Below are 18,298 nucleotides of genomic sequence, written 5' to 3'. Positions count from 1 at the left end.
GCCGCTGTGGCGCAGGGATTTCACAGCGCTAGGATGAATCCTACGCAGCCTGCGAGGGTGGCGGCAACAAGGAGCATCTGAAGCCCGCGCCGAAAGCGGTGGCCATCGGTCACAACCAGGCTGACGACCAAAATTGCGACGAGCAGGCCCCAGAAGGCCGCGACCAGCGGCGCGTCATTGCCGATCCCTTGGCGCAGGACGAAGGTCAGCATCAGCGCGGCCGGGCTGCCCCAGACGATGGCGTCCCAGGCGCGGGTCAGGCGGGGATGGTCGAGGCCGCGCCGTCGCCGCTTGCCGAGCCAGATCGAGGTGCCGGTCGCGGTCATAGCGCATAGCGCAAGGCCGAACAGGGCATAAGCGATCTTGACCGGCAGGCCGCCATAATTGCCGAAGTGGAGATTATAGGCCGATGCCGCCGCCTGTTGCCCCAGCGCGCCGTCGGACAGGCCCGCCGTGCCATGATAGCCACCCTTGGCGTCGAACATATAATATTCGCCGAAAATGAGCCGGTTGGGATGAAGGCCGACGACCTGGACATGCTGTCCGGCGGTCAGCGGATCATGCAGGATCAGGTAGCTTGGATGCACATCGGGATGATGCGCCTGCATATAGCGCATGGGGGCCGCCATATCCGGGACGGGCGCGGATGCCCTGTCCGCTGCACCTTCGCCGCCGAAGATGGGGGCGTAGACGGCTGCCAGATCGCCCTTGTAGAAACTGCCCGCCAGGCCATAGCCAGTGACGACCGCGAGGCCGATCATCGCGCCGGTCAGCGCGATCATGATGGTGAAGGGCAGCGTCCATACGCCGAGCCGATTGTGCCAGTCGGCAAGCCCCACACCGCCGCTACTGCGCGCGCGCAGGCGGAAGGCATCGCGGAAGATGCGCGGATGGGCGATCACGCCGGAGATCGCCAGCGCCACGATCATGACGCCCAGGAGGCCGACGAGGATCATGCCCAGCGTCGAGGGCAGATGCAGCGTATAATGGAGCGAGAGGAGATAGTCGGACCAGGCATTTTCCTCCGGCATGGCGATGCTACCATCGGAGGCGACATGCACCGCCTGATGATCGGTGGTGATGGTGGTGCGCGGCAGGTCTTGCGTCGGCAGATGGACGTAGAGATGCGTGGTGAGCGGCTTGCCCTTCTCGCTCGCCAGCACGGTTTCCACCGCGCGTTGCACCGATTGGGGCGCGATTTCGCGCATTTCGGGGGCGGCGGGCTGCTCGATCCGTTGCCATTCGGCGAAGAAGACGACGATCGTGCCAGTCAGGCAGACGAGATAGAGGAAGGCACCCGCCAGCAGGCCGATGGCGGCATGGGCCGAGAGCACGTCGCGAACGGTCGCCTTGTCGAAACCTTTGGCGCGCACGCCTTCGCCATTGCTCATTACATCATTCCCCACAGGATGGACAGGCCGCCGACCAGAAGCGGCGCGCCCAGCATCAGCCATTGCGTGCGCCGCCGCTTTGCCAGCATCAGCAGGACGACCAGGATCGACCATAGCAGAGGCGTCAGGAAGAGGGTGACGACATTGGCATTGGCCTCCACTGCCCCGCTGGCGGACACCCAGACGCGCATGGCCAGCGCTAGGGCGAGCGATGTGACGAGGGCGAGCGGCACCGTGATCAGGAAGGTCAGCAGGCGGCGGCCGATATAGGATGGCTCGCCCGCGTCAGGCAGCATATGCGCGCGCCGTTGGGGCGGGCGTGCCTTGTCACGCGGCGCGGTCCAGCCCGCGACGGCTAGGCAGGCGAAGGCGCAGAGCATCAACGACAGGCACGCCACCGACACGCCCCACGCGCCATGGCCCGCCCCTGCGGCGATCAGGCCCAAGAGCAGCAGCGCCCAGGCAGCACCCAGCAGCGGCACGGAACGCCCTTGCAACCGCCAGGCGTGACGGAGCAACAGCACTGCGGCCACCGTCATCGCTGATCCTGCCCAGACCCAGGCCATCAGAAGGCGTAGGTCAGCGTGCCGAAGACATTGCGATCCGCCCCGATGAAGCAGTCGCCGCGCGACAGGCAGGCGGCATAATGTTTCTTGTTGAACAGGTTGGTCGCATTGATCGACATGCGCCATTGCCGCCAGTTCACTTCGGCTAGGGCATCGACCAGCGTGTAGGACGGGGTGCGCACGACACCGCCCGACCAGTTTTCGCCGACATAGCGGACGCCGGTGCCGAGCCGCAGCGACTTGTCATCATCCATGCGGAACGTCTTGGTGGCCCAGGCAGATGCGCCATATTTGGGCACATTGTCGAGTTGCTGCTGATCCGCATTTTCGTTCAGATAGGCTTTGTTGTAGCTGAAATTGGCGATGATCTCATAATCGCCAGGCAGCGAGCGGCGGCCTTCGATCTCAAAGCCCTTCGATGTCGCCTTGCCTGCCTGCACCGAGACGGTTGGGGACAGGTTGATGACCCGATAGCTCTGCCGGATATGATAGGCGGTCGCGGTCAGCAGGGTGCGGTCGTCGGGGTGGAGCTTTACGCCGACCTCATATTGGCGGCCGCGTTCGGGCTTCCACAGCGTGCCGTCATTGGCGCTGCCGGAAATGGGGTTGAAGGATTCGGTATAGCTGAAAAAGGGCGAGAAGCCGGTCACGACTTCGGCGATGATGCCCGCGCGGAAGGAGGTGGCGTTCGCGGTTTCCTTGGTGCGGCTGTTGGTCGTGGGATCGAGGCTTTTGGTTTCGACATGGTCGCGCCGTCCGCCCAGCACGATCGAGACGCGATCCCACAAGCGGATCTGATCCTGCACATAGAAGCCGAGCTGCGCCTGGGTCACATTGCTGTTGGTGCCGTAGAGATAGCCCGCATCGCCCGGCTGCGGGATACCGCCGCCATAGTCGGACAGGGAGGCATAATCGATGTCGTAAATATCGATCGTTTCAAACGCGGCCCCGCCCAATTTGCGCACCCGGTTCCAGCTATAATCGACGCCCGCCAGCAGGATATGTTCGATCGCATCGCCGGTGTTGAAGTCGATCCGCACATTATTGTCGGTCGAAAAGACATCGGTGCTGGCATAGCTGCCATCGGCATAGAGGCCGATCACGCGCTGCGCGGAGTCGAGATAGGGATTGGCGGGATTGCTGTAGCTGTTGGGATAATGGGTGAAATAGGTGAGATCCGAGTCGATCACCCGCGCCTTGAGGTTCAACTGGACATGCTCGTTGAAACGATGTTCCAGCAGGGCCGTGCCCTGCAGGGTGCGGCCGTCATAGCGGTCCCAGCCGGGCTTGCCGATGAAGGTGTTGTTCGGCAACTGGCCATTGGGATTGGGCGCGAGCGTGCCGACGATCGGCAGGAATTGCGAGATCGAGCCGCCATCATCTTCCTGATACAGGCCCAGCAGCGTCAGTTCGGTCTGTTCCCCCAGTTTGAAGCGCAGCGAAGGGGCGAGCATCACGCGGTCGTCGGAGACATGATCGACCTGCGTATCGGCATCGCGGACCCGCGCGACCAGCCGCGCAGCGATTCCGTCGGTGAGTGATCCGGTGATGTCGCCCAATATTTCCTTGCGGTCGAACGAGCCATAGCGGACCGACATTTCGCCATGCGTTTCATAATCGGGCCGCTTCGACACGGTGTTGATGAGGCCGCCGATCGAGCCTGACCCGAACAACACGGAGGCCGGGCCGCGCACGACCTCGACTTGCGAGAAATTATAGGGGTCGGACCGGATATTGGCGAAATAGCTGAACAGGTCGCGCATGCCATCGCGGAACTGGAGCGGGGAAATGCCGCGAATGAAGGCCCCGTCCTCGCGCCCGTCCGCGCCATAGGGGTTGGCGACCACGCCCGACACATAGCGCAGCGTATCGGCGATCGAGATCGCGCCCTGCGCCTGATAGGTTTCGGCGTTGATGATGCTGATCGGCTGGGGCGTTTCGATGAGGGGCACGTCGGTTTTCGTGCCCGCGCCGCTCGACTGGCCAGCGACCGCAGTGACGACGATGCTGGACTGGTCCGCGCCCTCCGCAGCGTCGGGTGCCTGCGCGAAGGATGGCGTGACGGTCATGGCGGTGCAGAGGCACAGCGCGAGCTTTGCGGCCTTCATAAAATCCCTTTTATGCAAATAGCGGGCGTAGGATCACCCTGTCGGGCCGCTACTAATGCGAACCACTATCATTCGCAAGTCTCTTTTGCCCTATCGCGATATGCCGGTCTTGGGCACACAGACATAGGCAAGCGATGCTGGCAAGCGGGCTATGCGCCTGCTATGTGAGCGTTACCACGCATCGGAACAGATGCCATATGATGGAGGGAGCCGATGAAGAGAAAAGCTGCAACCTGGTTGACGGGTCTCACTCCCCTATTGATGGCAGCGCCGGTTGGCGCGCAGAGTCGGCCCGCCGTTCCGCTGACCCCGCAAATCGACAATAGCCGTCCCGACTGGGAAAATCCGGCGGTTTTCGAACGCGGCAAGGAGCCTGCGCGCGCCACCGGCTTTCCGTTCGAAGACAGCGCGCGCGCGCTGGCGGGAGATCGCACGGCGTCGCGGCGCTTCCTGTCGCTCAATGGCCAGTGGCAGTTTCATTTTTCGCCCAATGTCGATGGGGCACCGGCGGATTTCTTCCGCGATGATTTCGATGCGTCGGGATGGAAGAGCATAAGCGTGCCGGCGGACTGGCAGGCGGAAGGTTATGACCAGGCGCGATACAATAATATCACCTACCCCTTCCCCGCGAACCGGCCGCTGATCCCGCATGATCGCAATCCGGTGGGGTCGTATCGCCGCGATGTCGATGTGCCGCCGGACTGGGCGGGCGAGGATGTGATATTGCACATCGGCGCTGCGGGTTCGGCCTATTATGTCTGGGTCAACGGACAGCAGGTCGGCTATAGCGAGGACAGCAAGCTGCCGTCCGAGTTCAACGTCTCGCGCTTCCTGCGCCCCGGCAAGAACAGCATCGCGATCCGCATCTATCGCTGGTCGGACGGTTCCTATCTGGAGGATCAGGATTTCTGGCGCGTATCGGGTATCGAGCGCGAAGTCTTCCTGATGGCGGCGCCGAAGACGCGCATCCGCGATTTCGCGGTGCGGGCGGGGCTGACGCAGGATTGGCGCGACGGGACGCTGGAGGTGGTGGCGAAGGTGCTGCCCGGCAGCGGGCCGATGACCATGCGCGCAACGGTGATGGATGGCGAGCAGACCTTGTCGCGCCGAACGGTCGCGGTCGTGTCGGGCACGGCTGAACAGACGGTGCGCGTTGCCGACCGGCTGCCGGGGGTGCGCGCCTGGTCGGCGGAAACGCCCAACCTCTACACGCTGCTGCTGGAGCTGCTGGACGACAAGGGTGCGGTGGTGCAGGCGACCGCCCAGCGCATCGGTTTTCGCGATGTCGCGATCCGCGATGGGCAATTGATGGTCAATGGCCGTCCGATCATGATCCGCGGCGTCAACCGGCACGAGCATGACCCGGACACGTTCCACGTCATTTCGATGGCGTCGATGCGGCGCGACATGGAGATGATGAAGCGCAACAATGTCAACGCGGTACGCACGTCGCATTATCCCAACGACCCGCGCTGGTATGATCTGGCCGATGAATATGGCCTCTATGTCATGGACGAGGCGAATATCGAATCCCACGCCTATATGGAAATGGGCTGGAAGGGCGAAGCCGAGCGCAAACTTTATCAGATTGGCTATGATCCGGCTTGGGACGCTGCCCATGTCTCACGCGTGGTCAATATGATCGAGCGGGACAAGAATCATCCGTCGATCATCTTCTGGTCGCTGGGCAATGAGGCGGGGATCGGCCCGGCGTTCGAAAAGGCGGCGGCGGAAGCGCGGCGACGCGACCCGACGCGGCTGATCAACTATCTGGGCTGGGGCACGCTGAGCGAACCGAAGCCCAATGCCTATGCCGATATCTTTGCGCCGATGTATTATAGCGTCGACCAGACGATCGCCTATGCCCGTGACCCGCGTTTCACCCAGCCGCTGATCCAGTGCGAATATGCGCATATGCAGGGCAATAGCGGGGGTAATATGGCTGACTATTGGGAGGCCATCTACGCCCATCGCAAATTGCAGGGCGGCTTCGTGTGGGACTGGGTGGATCAGTCGATGCATGCGCGCGACGAGAAGGGCGAGCCGTTTTGGGGCACGGGCGGGATTTATGGTCCCAATCCGGGGGGCGACATCGAATTTGGCGATGGGCTGATCCAGCCCGACCGCACGCCCAATCCGCATCTGTTCGAACTGCATAAAGTCTATCAGCCGATCGCCTTCCGTGCTGATGACTTGGGCAGCGGACGGTTCACAGTGATCAATCGCCATGATTTCCGCAACCTGGCCGATTTCGATCTGGGCTGGATATTGCTGGAAGACGGGATCGAGGTGGCGCGTGGGGCTATCCCCTCCCCCGCTGTCGCCGCGCGATCGGAGGCCACGATTACCGCTGCCTTGCCACAGACCCGCAAGGCTGGTGGCGAATATGTCGTGACGTTGACCGCGCGCGCGCGTGGCGGCGCGGTGCCGCTGGTCCCGGCGGGGCATTTGGTCGCCTGGGACCAGTTCGTCGTGCCGGGCGCCGTGATGGCGCAAGCGCCAGATGGTGGCGGGCCGGTCAGCATCACCGATGACCAGGCCAGTATTGTCCTGGCGGCGGCGGGGTCTGAGCTGAGGATCGACCGCGCGACCGGGCTGATCGGCTATCGCAAGGACGGCCGCGCCATCTTGTCTGGCGGCGCGCCGCATTTCTATCGCGCGCTCATCGACAATGACATAGGCACCGGCGTCGCGCGCACCCATGCGATGTGGCAGACGGCGTCGGAGAAGCGCGTCGTCGAAGCGGTGACGGTGGACCAGGCGGACAAACGCGCCGTCGCCGTCAGCGTCCGGTTCAATGTCGGCGATGGCGTGGCGCGGTTCGAGAACCGCTATGTCCTGCGCGGCGATGGTAAGGTGGCGGTGGAGGCACAATTCACGCCGTTGCAGAAGGATCTGCCCGATCCGCTGCGCATCGGCCTCGCCTATAGCATGCCTTCTGCGTTCAAGAGCGTCGAATGGTATGGCAAGGGGCCGCATGAAAGCTATGCCGACCGCCAGACCGGCGCGGCGCTGGGCCGCTGGACCGGCGCAATCGCCGATCAGCACCATGATTATATGCGACCCCAGGAAACCGGGAACAAGGTGGGCGTGCGCTGGATGAAGGTTAGCGGCGCCACCATGCCGTCCCTGACCGTGAAGGGCATGGAGCCACTGTCCGCCAATGTGCTGGCCTTTCCCTATGACGACCTAGCGCGACGTCCGCCCGGCACCTGGCGCAGCAGCGATATCAAGCCGCATGGCGACGTCACGCTGTTGATCGACAAGGTGCAAAGCGGGGTCGGTGGCACTGATAGCTGGAGCGCGCTTGGCCGACCGTTGGAGCCATATCGCATTCCGGTGACGCCGCACCGCTATGGCTTTACGCTGTCGGTCGATGCGGAGGGGGTGGCGACGACAGGCGCGCTGCCCGCCGCCGCAACGGACACGCCGATCCGCTTCTGACGCAAAAGGGGCGCGCTGCCTGTCGGTAGCGCGCCCCTATTCGGTTTCGCGTCAGCCGTCTCGCTCGACATAATGGAAATAGTCGAAGTCGGCGACGGCTCCTGTGCCCGCCATGTCCTGACAGGCCATGCCGACGAAGGTGCCGGTGAAGTTGGGCAAATAGGGCAAGGTCGCTTCGTCGGACAGAATGCTCGCGTCGCGATCGCCGGGAACCTCGTGCCAAGCTTCGTCATCGGCCATGCGATAGGAGAAGCGCATTGTTTCATGATCCACGTCCAGCCGAAGGCAGACCGGGCCGCGCGCGATCGGGATGGCGGGTGAAGTGACACTGGGACGAGCCTCGTCAGGCACGACCGACAATATCTGGATCACCGGTTGCCCCACATCGTCGGCGGTGATGTGCAGATAATGGAATTTCGTGCTGTTATAATAATGGATCAGACCGGCCGACTGCTGGAAATTGGCGGGATGGAAATCGACCAACGTTTCCGCGCTGAAGCGCCATTCGCACTGGCGTCGCGCCACCAGCGCCTGGGTGAAATGGCTGCCCACGGACTCGCGCCCGAACAGGCGCAGATGGCCCGACCGATCCGTCAGCGAGAAAATCTGGTCGGGATAGGGCGTGCGCAGCCATTGAAAGGGGGGGGGCAAAGTCGGATCGTCGAAATCCGCGCGATCATCGGTCAGGGTGCGCGCGACGCTCACGTTTCCGACCGACGCCATCGGGCGGCCCGTTCCGTCGATCGTGCGCAGCCAGCCATCCTCGCCCCAGCGCATAGGCTGTATCGCGGTTTCCCGGCCCAATATGCAGCGATCGGACGCGGGCAGCGGGCGGCCGCAGAGATAGACGAGCCAGGGATCGCCGTTCGCCGTTTCCACCAGGTCGCCATGGCCAGCGCGAGCAAGCGGCCCATCGGGCTGATCGCGCGCCGTCAGCACTGGCCCATCGGGATGCAGTTCATAGGGGCCAAAGAGCGACCGCGACCGCGCCATCACCACGGCATGATTGCGCTCCGTCCCGCCCTCGGCCACCAAGATATGATAATAGCCGTCGCGCTTGTAGAGATGCGGCCCTTCGGTAAAGCCCAGCGGGCTGCCAGCGAAGATATTATGCCGCTCACCCAGAAGGCGGCCGGTTTTGAGGCACATTTGCTGGATGACGATCCCGGCGAAGCGTTTGTGGCCGGGGCGATGATCCCACAGCATGTTGAGCAGCCAACTACGGCCATCATCGTCGTGGAAGAGCGCGGGATCGAAGCCGCTGCTGTTCACATGGACGGGATCGGACCATTCGCCATCGATACGGTCGCACCACACCCAATAATTATGGAAGTCCCGCAGCGATACGTCCGTCCGGTCGGACCGGGTGGTGCGGCCATAGCGTTTGACGTCGGTATAGGTCAGGTGAAACCGGCCATCGGCATAGCTCAGGTCCGGCGCCCACACCCCGCAGGAATCGGGATTGCCCCGCATGTCGAGCTGGGCCGGGCGACGTAGCGGCCGGGCGACAAGCTGCCAATTGGCGAGGTCGCGGGAATGGTGGATCTGCACGCCCGGATACCATTCGAAGGTCGAAGTGGCGACATAATAGTCGTCGCCGACCCGCACGATCGAGGGATCGGGATTGAAGCCCCGCAGGATAGGATTGGTAATCGAGATCATACCGGTTTTCGCACCAAGGTCCAAAGTATGGCGGCGCCGACAAGGTCCAGCAGCCCAAGGAGAATGAAGAAGGGGCCATAGCCGACCTGGTCGACCCAACTGCCCAGCAGCAGGGTGAAGATCAGCACGCCGAGATTGGCCGCCGTGCCCGCTATGCCGGTGGCCGTCGCCACCTCATCCTGCGGGAACAGGTCGGCCGACATGGTGATGACGGTGACCGACAGGGTTTGATGGGCAAAGCCCGCGACACAGAGCAGGGCGATGGCCGCAACCGGGCTTTGCACGATGCCGACGAACATCATCGAACACATCAGCACCGCGCCGATGGTGAAGGCGCCGCGCCGCGCGTCGATCAGATGGACGCCGCGCCGCTGGAGCCAGGCGACCAGGGCTGGCCCCGCAAGACAGCCAAGGTCGGCGGCAAGGAAGGGTAGCCAGGCGAAGATCGCAATCTGCTGAATATCGAAATTGCGCACTTGCACCAGATAGAGCGGCATCCAGAGCGAGAGCATCCCCCATACCGGATCGGCGAGAAAGCGCGGGAGCGCGATGCCCCACATATCGCGACGGCGCAGCATCGTGCGCAGGTCCGGGCGCTTGCGCTTCTGCTGCAACTCCGCTTCCTGGCCATCGAGGATCTTTGTGCGTTCTTCCGCGGTGATAGCCCGGTGCCGTGCGGGCGTCTGATACCAGAATAGCCACAGGATGAGCCAGACGAGGCCGAGGCCGCCTGCGACGAAGAAGGCCGCGCGCCAGCTATGGGTGAGCACCGCCCAGGCCACCAGCGGCGGCGCGGCGACGGCACCCAGTGATGCGCCGATCTGGTACAATCCCCCTGCGGTCCCGCGCTCGCGGGCGGGGAACCATTGGGACACGACCTTCATGCCCGCAGGCTGCGCGCCGCCTTCGACCAGGCCGAGCGCGCCGCGGAGCGCGAGAAAGCCGAGCCAGCCCTGCACCAGCCCATGCGCCATGGTGATGAGCGACCAGATCAGCACGAAGAAGGTGAAACCGTAGCGCAGGCCCGCAATGTCGAGGACATAGCCTGCGACCGGCTGAAACATGATGCCGATCTGGAATGCCCCGGTGATCCAGGAATATTGTTCGGACGTGATGCCCTGTTCACCCATGATCGTAGGGGCGGCCACCCCCAGGACGCTGCGCGTCAGATAATTGATGGTCATCGCGATCGCGAACAGACCGATGATGGTCCAACGGATATGCCGGAAATAGGTCAACAGACATGTCCTGCGTTAACGTTATCATAGCGATGTAGGCGAAGGCAGCCGGACGCGGCAAGCGCTAATGTGCAGGAGGGTGCGCATCCGCCCCGATGGAGGCCATCGTCTTTGTCTTGACGGGCCTGCCATCTCGCTAGAAATGGTGCGATTGGTTCGAAAGGATGATCTTGAAGCCTCCCCATCCTCAGCAGCGCAGCGCGACCGTGGTCGATGTCGCCAAGCGTGCGGGCGTGTCCGCGATGACCGTGTCGCGCGTTATCAACGGCAATGGCAAGGTGCGCGCCGAAACCCGTCTGGCGGTCAATGCCGCGATTGCGGAACTGAACTATACGCCCAATGTCGCGGCCCGTGCGCTGGTGACGTCGCGCGAGGTGCGGATCGGCGTGATCTATTCCAATCCGAGCGCCGCTTTCATGCATGATTTCCTGATCGGCGTGTTCGAGGAAGCGTCGGTCATGGGGGCGCAATTGACGCTGCTGGGCGGGCAGGATGGTCGCCCGCCGCCGCCCGAAGCGATCCACCGCCTGATCGGATCGGGCGTGGGCGGCATCATCATCGCGCCGCCGCTGGGGGAATCGCGCGTAGTGCGCGACCCCATCCATCTGGCGCAATTGCCGATGGCAGTGGTGGGTGGCTATGCCCGCGATGCGATCTGCGTGCGGATCGACGATCGCGCGGCGGCTTATGACATGACCAAACATCTGATCGGCCTTGGCCATCGTCGCATCGGCTTCATCATCGGTAATCCTGGCCAGTCCGCCAGCGAAGACCGGCTGGCAGGATTCGACGCCGCCGTGCATGAAGCCGGGGGTATTGAGACGATATTGGTCCAGGGAGACTTCTCCTATACGTCCGGCTTGCTGGCGGGCGAGCAGTTGCTGGATATCGACCATCCGCCGACCGCCATTTTCGCGAGCAATGACGACATGGCCGCTGCGGTCGTCTCCGTCGCCCATCGCCGCCACCTGTCCGTGCCCGAAGACCTGACCGTGGTCGGCTTTGACGATACCACCGCCGCGGTGACGCTGTGGCCGCCACTCACGACGATCCGCCAGCCCGTGCGCGAACTGGCGGCCGAAGCGTTGCGCCTTTTGACCCAGGAAATCAGCACCTCGCGCAAGGTGCGCCATCCCAAATGCCTGCTGGGCCATCAGCTTATCGAGCGGCAATCGACGGCCGCCATCGCGGGATAGACGATGGCGGCCGTTTCGATCGGCGGGTGCAGGGGGAGGTCGCACCGCCGACCGTATCGGTAAAGGTCAGAATTTGAAGCGCACACCGGCACGATACATGCGGCCTACGACATCATAGAGTGCGGGATTGGCGAAATAGGGCGAGCGTGCCGGGTCACGATCGAACAGATTGTCGACCTTGGCATAGGCGGTGATCGCAGGCGTCAGATTATAGGTGCCGCCTATGTCCATGTAGAAGGCGCCGGGCATGAAATTATTGTCGATCGTCGGATTGTTGTTGGTCGAGGCCGGGCAGCTGCCGGGCTGACATTCGACATATTGTTTGCCCAACACGCCGTCGGAAAACCAGCGTTCCTGAACATAGAGGGAGAAGGTGTCGGTGGCGTAGGTCTGGATCGCCAGCCATTTCCAGTCGGGCGTATTGCCCAGGTTCGCGCCCGCCGAGTCCAGGGGAACCGAACCGAACAGACCATTGTCGGTCACGAACTTGCGGATATGGGTCGCCAATGCGCGCAGCGTCAATGTGCCGTCCAGCCCCAGTGGCCGCTGCCACACATAGCTGGCTTCGATATCGATGCCCTCGGTCTTGATCGACGCCAGGTTGAAGGCCTGGACATTGATGAAGTTCGGCCCGTTCTGGTTGTTCAGATTGAACGCATTGCAGGCGTCGGGCAGGATTTCGCGGAAGCAGAGATTGACGATGTCGCCAGCGCCCAGGCTGGAAATCACGTCGGTCAGGTTGATCTTGTAATAATCCACCGACAGGCTGACGCCGGGCAGCCAGGGGGCATTGGCCAGCGCCACGCCGAAAGTGGTGTTGCGCGCGATTTCCGGGGTCAGGTCGGTATTGCCGATCTGGTTCTGGATGGCCAGCACGTTGACGTTGCGGAAGGGGTCGAAGAAATTGGGCAAGGTGGTGGTGACGGGCGCCGCAAACAGTTCCGACAGGTTGGGCGCGCGCACATCGCGCGAGGCGACACCGCGCAGACGCAGCCCCTCAATCGGCAGATCCCAGGTGCCGCCGACCTTCCAGGCCCACACCGTTCCCGACGTGCTATAGTCCGTTACGCGGGCCGCGGCATTGATGTTGGCGCGGCCGACGGAGCTGCTGTCGAACAGCGGAAGGTCGACTTCGACAAAGGCTTCCTTGACGCTGTAGGCACCCTGGCCATTCTTGTAATTGCCCGCATACCAATTGTTGCCATCGGTCAACAGCGCGGGATCGGCAGGATATTCGCTATTGTTGGGCGACAGGTCCGACACGCCCGCACCATAGGGGTCGGCCGTGACCTTATAATATTCATGGCGATATTCCGCGCCGAACGCGACCGACAGCGGTCCTGCCCAAAGGTCGAAGGGCGAGCCGGAGAAATTGAGACTGACCACATCCTGCGTCTGGCGAGTCCGCTGATAGGGACCGTTTTCGGGCATGATGTAGGACAGGGCAGCCGCGGATGGCGGTGCGCCGCCCAGGATGTTGAGGGGCACGCAGCCATTGGCTCTGGCAACCGGATCGGCACAGACGATCGCGCCATTCAACGTCACCGCCTGAATCGCCTGGTTGAAGCGGCGGGACAGCATGATGTTGGTGACATCGACGTCGGTATAATTGGTGCCATGCTGATAATAGGCATCATAGGTCCAGTCCGATCCGGCGACCGGCACGCGGCCCTTCGCGCCAGCGACGAAGCGATATTGACGGCGGTCGGTATAGACCTGCGTATTGCCCAGCGCCGCATTGCTGGTGCCATAGGCGAAATTGGTGATGCCCGCCGTGGCGCACGCCTGCTGCACCGATGCTGGCACGAACGGGTTGCTGCATTCGATCGTCAGGTTGGGCCGGTTCATACCCCCCACCGGCTGGTTGTTTGTTTTCACCTGCGCAATATTGACGGTCCCGTAAATTTCATTGTCGGGGGCAAATTCGAAGCCCAGGCGGCCGTAGGTATTGAGCCGCTTGATGCTCGATTGCAGCGATCGACCGGCATCGACATTGCCCGACAGATCGCCGCCGATGCAGAAGCCGGGATAACAGCCATTGACCGCACCCGATGCGTTGCCGGATGGCGTGCCGTTGGAACCATATTGGAACTGGAACGGATTGCCCGCCTGGTCAAAGGCGATGCCCTGCAACGGCCCCGCAGTGATCAGGCCATATTTAGTATAATTATAGGGCTGCGCATTATCGAGCAGCAGATATTGGGGCGATCCGTCGTTGAGCGCGTTGCGATTGATCAGCGTGGTTTGCTTGAACCAGTCGCGGCCACCGGCCAGCCCGATACCGAAATCGCCGCCGCCGACGCCAGCCTCATCGCCATATTCGGCGCTGACCACGGCGCGCAGACGACCGTCGAGAAAGCTTTTGCCCGCCGCCAGTTGGACGAGATATTGCTCATTATCGCCATAGGTGGACACGCCGCCCTGGACGTTGCCCTTGAACCCTTCAAAGCGCGTGTCGGTGATGAAATTCACGACCCCGCCCACAGCGTCCGAGCCATAGGAGGCCGAAGCGCCGCCATTGACCACATCGACCTGCTTGATGAGCAGTTGCGGGAAGAGGCTGACATCGGGAACGCCGGTGACATTGGCACCGACGACGCGCTGACCGTCCAAGAGCGTCAGGGTGCGGATCGGCCCCAGGCCACGCAGCGAGAAGGAGGACAGCCCCTGCTGGCCGCTCGACGTGCTGAACGTATTGACCGTGGAGCCGGTCGATCCCTGCAGCGAGGGCAATTGGGCGATGGTGGTGAAGATATTGGGCTGCGCATTTGCCTCAATCTGCTCAGTGCCGATCATGGTAGTGGGCGTGGGCGCATTGAAGCCGTTTGACGTGATGCGCGATCCGGTGACCACGATATCCTGGTTCGTCGGGGCGGGCGCGGCCGGTGCCGATTGCGGCGCTTCCGATTGCGTGGCGGCGGGCTGCGGAGCCTGCTGCGCCAGCGCCACGGATGGCAGGGCTAGATTCGATGCTATCGCTATCATAGAGCCGGTGGCCACATAGGCGCGCCGCCATTTCAGCCCATATTGTGCCGTCGTTTTCCGTATCATGTCCATCTCCCAGTCTTTGTATTTATTGGATATTTATAACTGAACCCGCGAAATCACCCTAAGCCTGCATTCGCGTGCCGAACGGCTGGAACAGTCAGATCATCCGCCCTGCCGAAAATCAGAATGGTAACGTTAACCCGATTTATTGTGACGGCCCGAAGCTGTCAACAATCTTATGGCAGACCACTGACATTTATGTCGGCCATTTCGCTTCGGGCAACTGCCAACGGCATTGCAGACAGCCGTGGGAAGAACGACAGGTTGTTAAAAAGACAGGATTTTTCCGACCGGCTTTTAGAAGCGGAACATGATTTCCGTTCCCACCATGCGGATGGGGCGGGCGGGGCCGGTCTGGCGCAGGAAGTCGCCAGCGCGGAACAGCGATGCCGAAGCGGAGACGGACAGGATCGTGCTGGCCTGCCAGTTGGCCGACAGTTCGACCTGATTGCCGATGTACCGGGATGCCCCCTGCCCTGCGGCGCGGATCAATTGGCCGGGGACATCATAAATGCCGTCCCCGCGACTGAAGCGCCAATAGGCGATTGCCGTCATTTCGACGGTGAGCCCACGACCCAGATCGACATCGATGCTGGGATGCAGGTTGAGGATATTGCGCGGGCCGATGAGCGTCAGTTCGCCGAAATATTTGCCCTTGGGAAACAGCGCGTTGAACGTACCCAGCCGGTTGTCCCTCGGGTCATCGTCGCCACTGGCGGCATTGGCGCGCAGGCGAAGGCGGGGTTTTAGCGGGGTTTCGGCAAACGCATAGCTGGTTTCGGTCGCAATCGACCAGGCTTTGATGGACTGCGAGCCGAACCGACCGCGCTGGAGCATCGCTTCCCAGTTCCAGCCCAGTGCCGCATGGGTGCCGAACAGCCTGACGCCATAGGTTTGCCGTCGTTCGCGCGCGATCATATTGGCATAGCGGGCGGCGGCGTCGCTGTAACGGAGGGCGTAAAGATCGACTTTCACGCCTGTCGCCAGGGGTGTGGTGACATAAAAGCCGTCAAGCTGTTTGGTCGGCGAACGGCGGTCATCAAAATTGCCGGACTGCACCGCGACGGGCTTTCCCTGGAAGGCTTCGATCCGGCTGTTGCCCCGCTCCAGCATCAGCCGAACGCCGTCGAAAGGCTGCGGGATGTTGGGGCCATAGCGCAAACCGACCAGCCGCTCCGATCCAAGCGCAATCAATTCGCGCCCAGCGCGCAGCGTCAGCGACGCTTGATCGCCGATGGGTAGCTGGATATCGGCAAAGCCTTGAAGCAGGTCCAGGCCGGTTTCATCCGCCGGTCCTGCTCCCGCGCCCACGCCTCTGGCATAGCCGCCAATCCCCTGGACGAAGACACGCACGGGGCCGGCATGCAGGTCGGCAAGGGGCATGACACGCAACCAGAGATAGCCATCGTCCGGAGCGGGCGGCGCGCCCCAAAGATTGTCGGCAAAGCCCTCATAGCGGACCCGCGCTTCCGCGCCCAAGGTCAGCGTGAAACGACCGTCTTCATCCAGCGGCCGGTCCAACGGCGCCCACCAGTCGGCGCGGCGGTCGGGGGTTCCGCGCAACGGCGTCCAGTCCTCGTCATAGCGCAGGTTGGTCTGCGCGACCTGTGCCTCGGCAACCGACGGCAGGCCTAGCAAAGCCGCCAGCAGCAGCGCCCGGATCATCGCGCGACGAGGTGGCGGACCAAAGGCGGCACGGCATCCACCTGAAATGCCCGCACCGCGTCCTGCTGCACCCGGTCGGCATTGGTCACCCGCTCATGCTGGCGCAGATGTTCGAGCCAGCTTTCGACGGTGAAGGTTTCAACCACCCGGCCGGGCTGCGCGACATCCTCATAGACGCCCCAATGGATCGCGCCATCGCGGCGACGGATGCGGCGCATGTCCTGCATCGCGGCGAAGAAGTCGGGCACCAGGACCGGGTCGATGCGATATTCGATCGTCACCAGCACGGGGCCGCGATCCTGCTCGATCACCGCTTCGATCATGGGCGCGGGCCAGTGGAGCGAGGGCGAAAGGTCGAACCGGGCCGCGCTGTCGAGCGGATAGCGCCAGGCGAGCAGCAGCGACGCGAGGACCAGCGCCGCGGCCGCCAGCATCAAGGTCGCCGGAACCCCGATTTGCCCCGCAATGCTACCCCACATCATAGCGCCAGCGGTCATCGACCCCTGAAAGACCAGCAGGTAGATGGCCAGCGCGCGCGCCTTCACCCAGCCCGGCGAGCGGGCCTGCGCCCCGCCGTTCAGCGCGGCCATCATCGCGATCCATGCGAAGCCGCCCGCCCCTACCGCCATCGCCGCCGCCAGGAAATTGCTCGACCAGGAAAGGCCCGCCATCGCCGCCGCCAGCAGCACGGATGCCGCTACCGTCGTGCGATTGGCCCCCAGGCGCGCGCGCAATCGGGGCATGAGGATCGCACCAGCGACCGCGCCCAGCCCCATGAAGGCCAGCAACCCGCCATAGCCCGCTGGTCCCAGCGCGAGGTCGCGCCGCGCGACAATCGGCAACAGCGCCCATAGGCCGCTCGCGAACAGGAAGAAGCCGACCGAACGGATCAGCACGACCTGCAATTCCGGCGCGCGCAGGGCGTAGCGCAGGCCGGCCCGCATCGCGCCGACAAAATGTTCGGCAGGCAGATGCCGCGTCGCACCCTCCCGACGCCAGCGGAGCATGACGATGATCACGCCCAGCACTGACACCGCATTGAGCGCGAAAACAGCGGCGCTCCCGGCGATGGCGATGATGAGGCCGCCCATGGCGGGGCCGATCGCACGGGCGATGTTGACGCCCAGGCTGTTGAGCGCGACTGCCTGTTGCAAGGCGGGGCCAGGCACCAGTTCGGGCACGATCGCCTGAAAGGTCGGGGCCGACAGCGCCGCCCCAACAGCAATCGCGGCGGTCAGCGTCAGCAGCACCCATGGCGTCGTGAGCCCGCTCGCGGTCGCGATCGCGAGGATGATGGTCGCGACCAGGCCGAACAGTTGCGCGCCGATCAGCAGCTTGCGTCGGTCCACGATATCGGCGAGCGCCCCGGCGGGGAGCGCGAAGAGAAACATGGGCAGGGTCGTCGCGGCTTGGACGAGCGCCACCATCAGCGGGTCGTTGGACAGCGACGTCATGAGCCAGCCCGCGCCGACATCATGCATCCATGTGCCGATGTTCGACACGATCGTCGCGATCCTACGAGAGCGCGGCCATCATCAGCCCGCCGATCAGGCCGATATGCTCCAAGAAAGTCACCCGCTCATGAAAGCGCGCGACCGGATCAGCCATCTGCCAGAAGGGATGCGCGATTCCCGTCGCCAAGGCCGTGAACAGGCCGAGCGCACCGGCCCCCAGCCACGCCTGCCGCCCCATGATGATCAGCAGCGATGCGCCGATCTGGACCAGGATCGTCAGCGCCGCCACCCCGGCCGGGGGCTGCAACCCGAAATGTGCCGCTTCGGCCAGCGCGCCGTTCCAGTCGATCAGCTTGGCGATGCCGCTGGTCCAATAAGGCAGGGTCAGCAGAATGGCCGCGCCGGTCGCGAAACGGCGATCGGCCAGCAAGGCGGCGATGGGACGCGGGGCCATGACTTAAACCGCCCAGCAGCCGCAGCCGACCGCACCCCAGAAGCTCTGGACGTCAGCGGCGGGCACTTGCGC

11 protein-coding genes are annotated in these 18,298 nt (G+C 63.4%); 2 read left to right on the top strand and 9 right to left on the bottom strand.

Going from position 1 to position 18,298, the window contains the following annotated elements; translation table 11 throughout:
* Positions 1–20: 20 nt before the first annotated feature.
* The 3 genes from IL54_RS21355 to IL54_RS21345 are packed head-to-tail and all read right to left on the bottom strand — an operon-like array spanning position 21 to position 4,065.
* A complete protein-coding gene (locus tag IL54_RS21355) occupies positions 21–1,391 on the bottom strand; it encodes a PepSY-associated TM helix domain-containing protein (RefSeq protein WP_076605618.1) in 1,371 nt (456 codons plus the stop codon).
* Entirely contained in the window at positions 1,391–1,930 is a 540-nt protein-coding gene (locus IL54_RS21350; RefSeq protein ID WP_156106333.1) for a hypothetical protein, read from the bottom strand. Before IL54_RS21350 ends, IL54_RS21355 begins: the two co-directional genes overlap by 1 nt.
* Before the next feature lie 26 nt (positions 1,931–1,956).
* The gene (locus tag IL54_RS21345; protein WP_037480273.1) at positions 1,957–4,065 is read right to left on the bottom strand and encodes a TonB-dependent siderophore receptor; all 2,109 of its coding nucleotides are present in this window, start codon (positions 4,063–4,065) and stop codon (positions 1,957–1,959) included.
* Between the two features lie 213 nt (positions 4,066–4,278).
* Between IL54_RS21345 and IL54_RS21340 the strand changes: the two genes are divergently transcribed.
* The gene (locus IL54_RS21340; protein WP_052027832.1) at positions 4,279–7,509 is read left to right on the top strand and encodes a glycoside hydrolase family 2 TIM barrel-domain containing protein; all 3,231 of its coding nucleotides are present in this window, start codon (positions 4,279–4,281) and stop codon (positions 7,507–7,509) included.
* Between the two features lie 51 nt (positions 7,510–7,560).
* Here the strand turns inward: IL54_RS21340 and IL54_RS21335 are convergent, their stop codons facing one another.
* Together IL54_RS21335 and IL54_RS21330 are read right to left on the bottom strand one after the other, a co-directional pair.
* Positions 7,561–9,171 (bottom strand): glycoside hydrolase family 43 protein, encoded by a 1,611-nt coding sequence (locus IL54_RS21335; RefSeq protein ID WP_037480270.1) that lies wholly within the window; start codon positions 9,169–9,171, stop codon positions 7,561–7,563.
* The gene (locus tag IL54_RS21330) at positions 9,168–10,409 is read right to left on the bottom strand and encodes an MFS transporter (protein WP_237748985.1); all 1,242 of its coding nucleotides are present in this window, start codon (positions 10,407–10,409) and stop codon (positions 9,168–9,170) included. The genes IL54_RS21335 and IL54_RS21330 overlap by 4 nt, the downstream gene beginning before the upstream one ends.
* A gap of 164 nt (positions 10,410–10,573) precedes the next feature.
* Between IL54_RS21330 and IL54_RS21325 the strand changes: the two genes are divergently transcribed.
* The gene (locus IL54_RS21325) at positions 10,574–11,605 is read left to right on the top strand and encodes a LacI family DNA-binding transcriptional regulator (protein WP_076605617.1); all 1,032 of its coding nucleotides are present in this window, start codon (positions 10,574–10,576) and stop codon (positions 11,603–11,605) included.
* A gap of 66 nt (positions 11,606–11,671) precedes the next feature.
* Here the strand turns inward: IL54_RS21325 and IL54_RS21320 are convergent, their stop codons facing one another.
* From IL54_RS21320 to IL54_RS21305, 4 genes are all read right to left on the bottom strand, one after another.
* The gene (locus IL54_RS21320) at positions 11,672–14,656 is read right to left on the bottom strand and encodes a TonB-dependent receptor plug domain-containing protein (protein ID WP_409592885.1); all 2,985 of its coding nucleotides are present in this window, start codon (positions 14,654–14,656) and stop codon (positions 11,672–11,674) included.
* Positions 14,657–14,950: 294 nt separating this feature from the next.
* Positions 14,951–16,318: an alginate export family protein gene (locus tag IL54_RS21315; RefSeq protein ID WP_037480265.1), complete on the bottom strand. Its 1,368-nt coding sequence runs from the start codon at positions 16,316–16,318 to the stop codon at positions 14,951–14,953.
* Positions 16,315–17,820 (bottom strand): MFS transporter, encoded by a 1,506-nt coding sequence (locus IL54_RS21310; RefSeq protein ID WP_237748984.1) that lies wholly within the window; start codon positions 17,818–17,820, stop codon positions 16,315–16,317. Before IL54_RS21310 ends, IL54_RS21315 begins: the two co-directional genes overlap by 4 nt.
* A gap of 13 nt (positions 17,821–17,833) precedes the next feature.
* Positions 17,834–18,226 carry a DoxX family protein gene (locus tag IL54_RS21305; protein ID WP_037480264.1) on the bottom strand — a complete coding sequence of 131 codons (393 nt, stop codon included), beginning with the start codon at positions 18,224–18,226 and terminating at the stop codon, positions 17,834–17,836.
* Positions 18,227–18,298 lie beyond the last annotated feature (72 nt).

Origin of the sequence: Sphingobium sp. ba1 (genome assembly GCF_000743655.1) — a bacterium.
Taxonomy (GTDB): domain Bacteria; phylum Pseudomonadota; class Alphaproteobacteria; order Sphingomonadales; family Sphingomonadaceae; genus Sphingobium.
The sequence above is the reverse complement of the archived record's forward strand: the minus strand, read 5'-3'. Positions and strand labels throughout refer to the sequence as shown.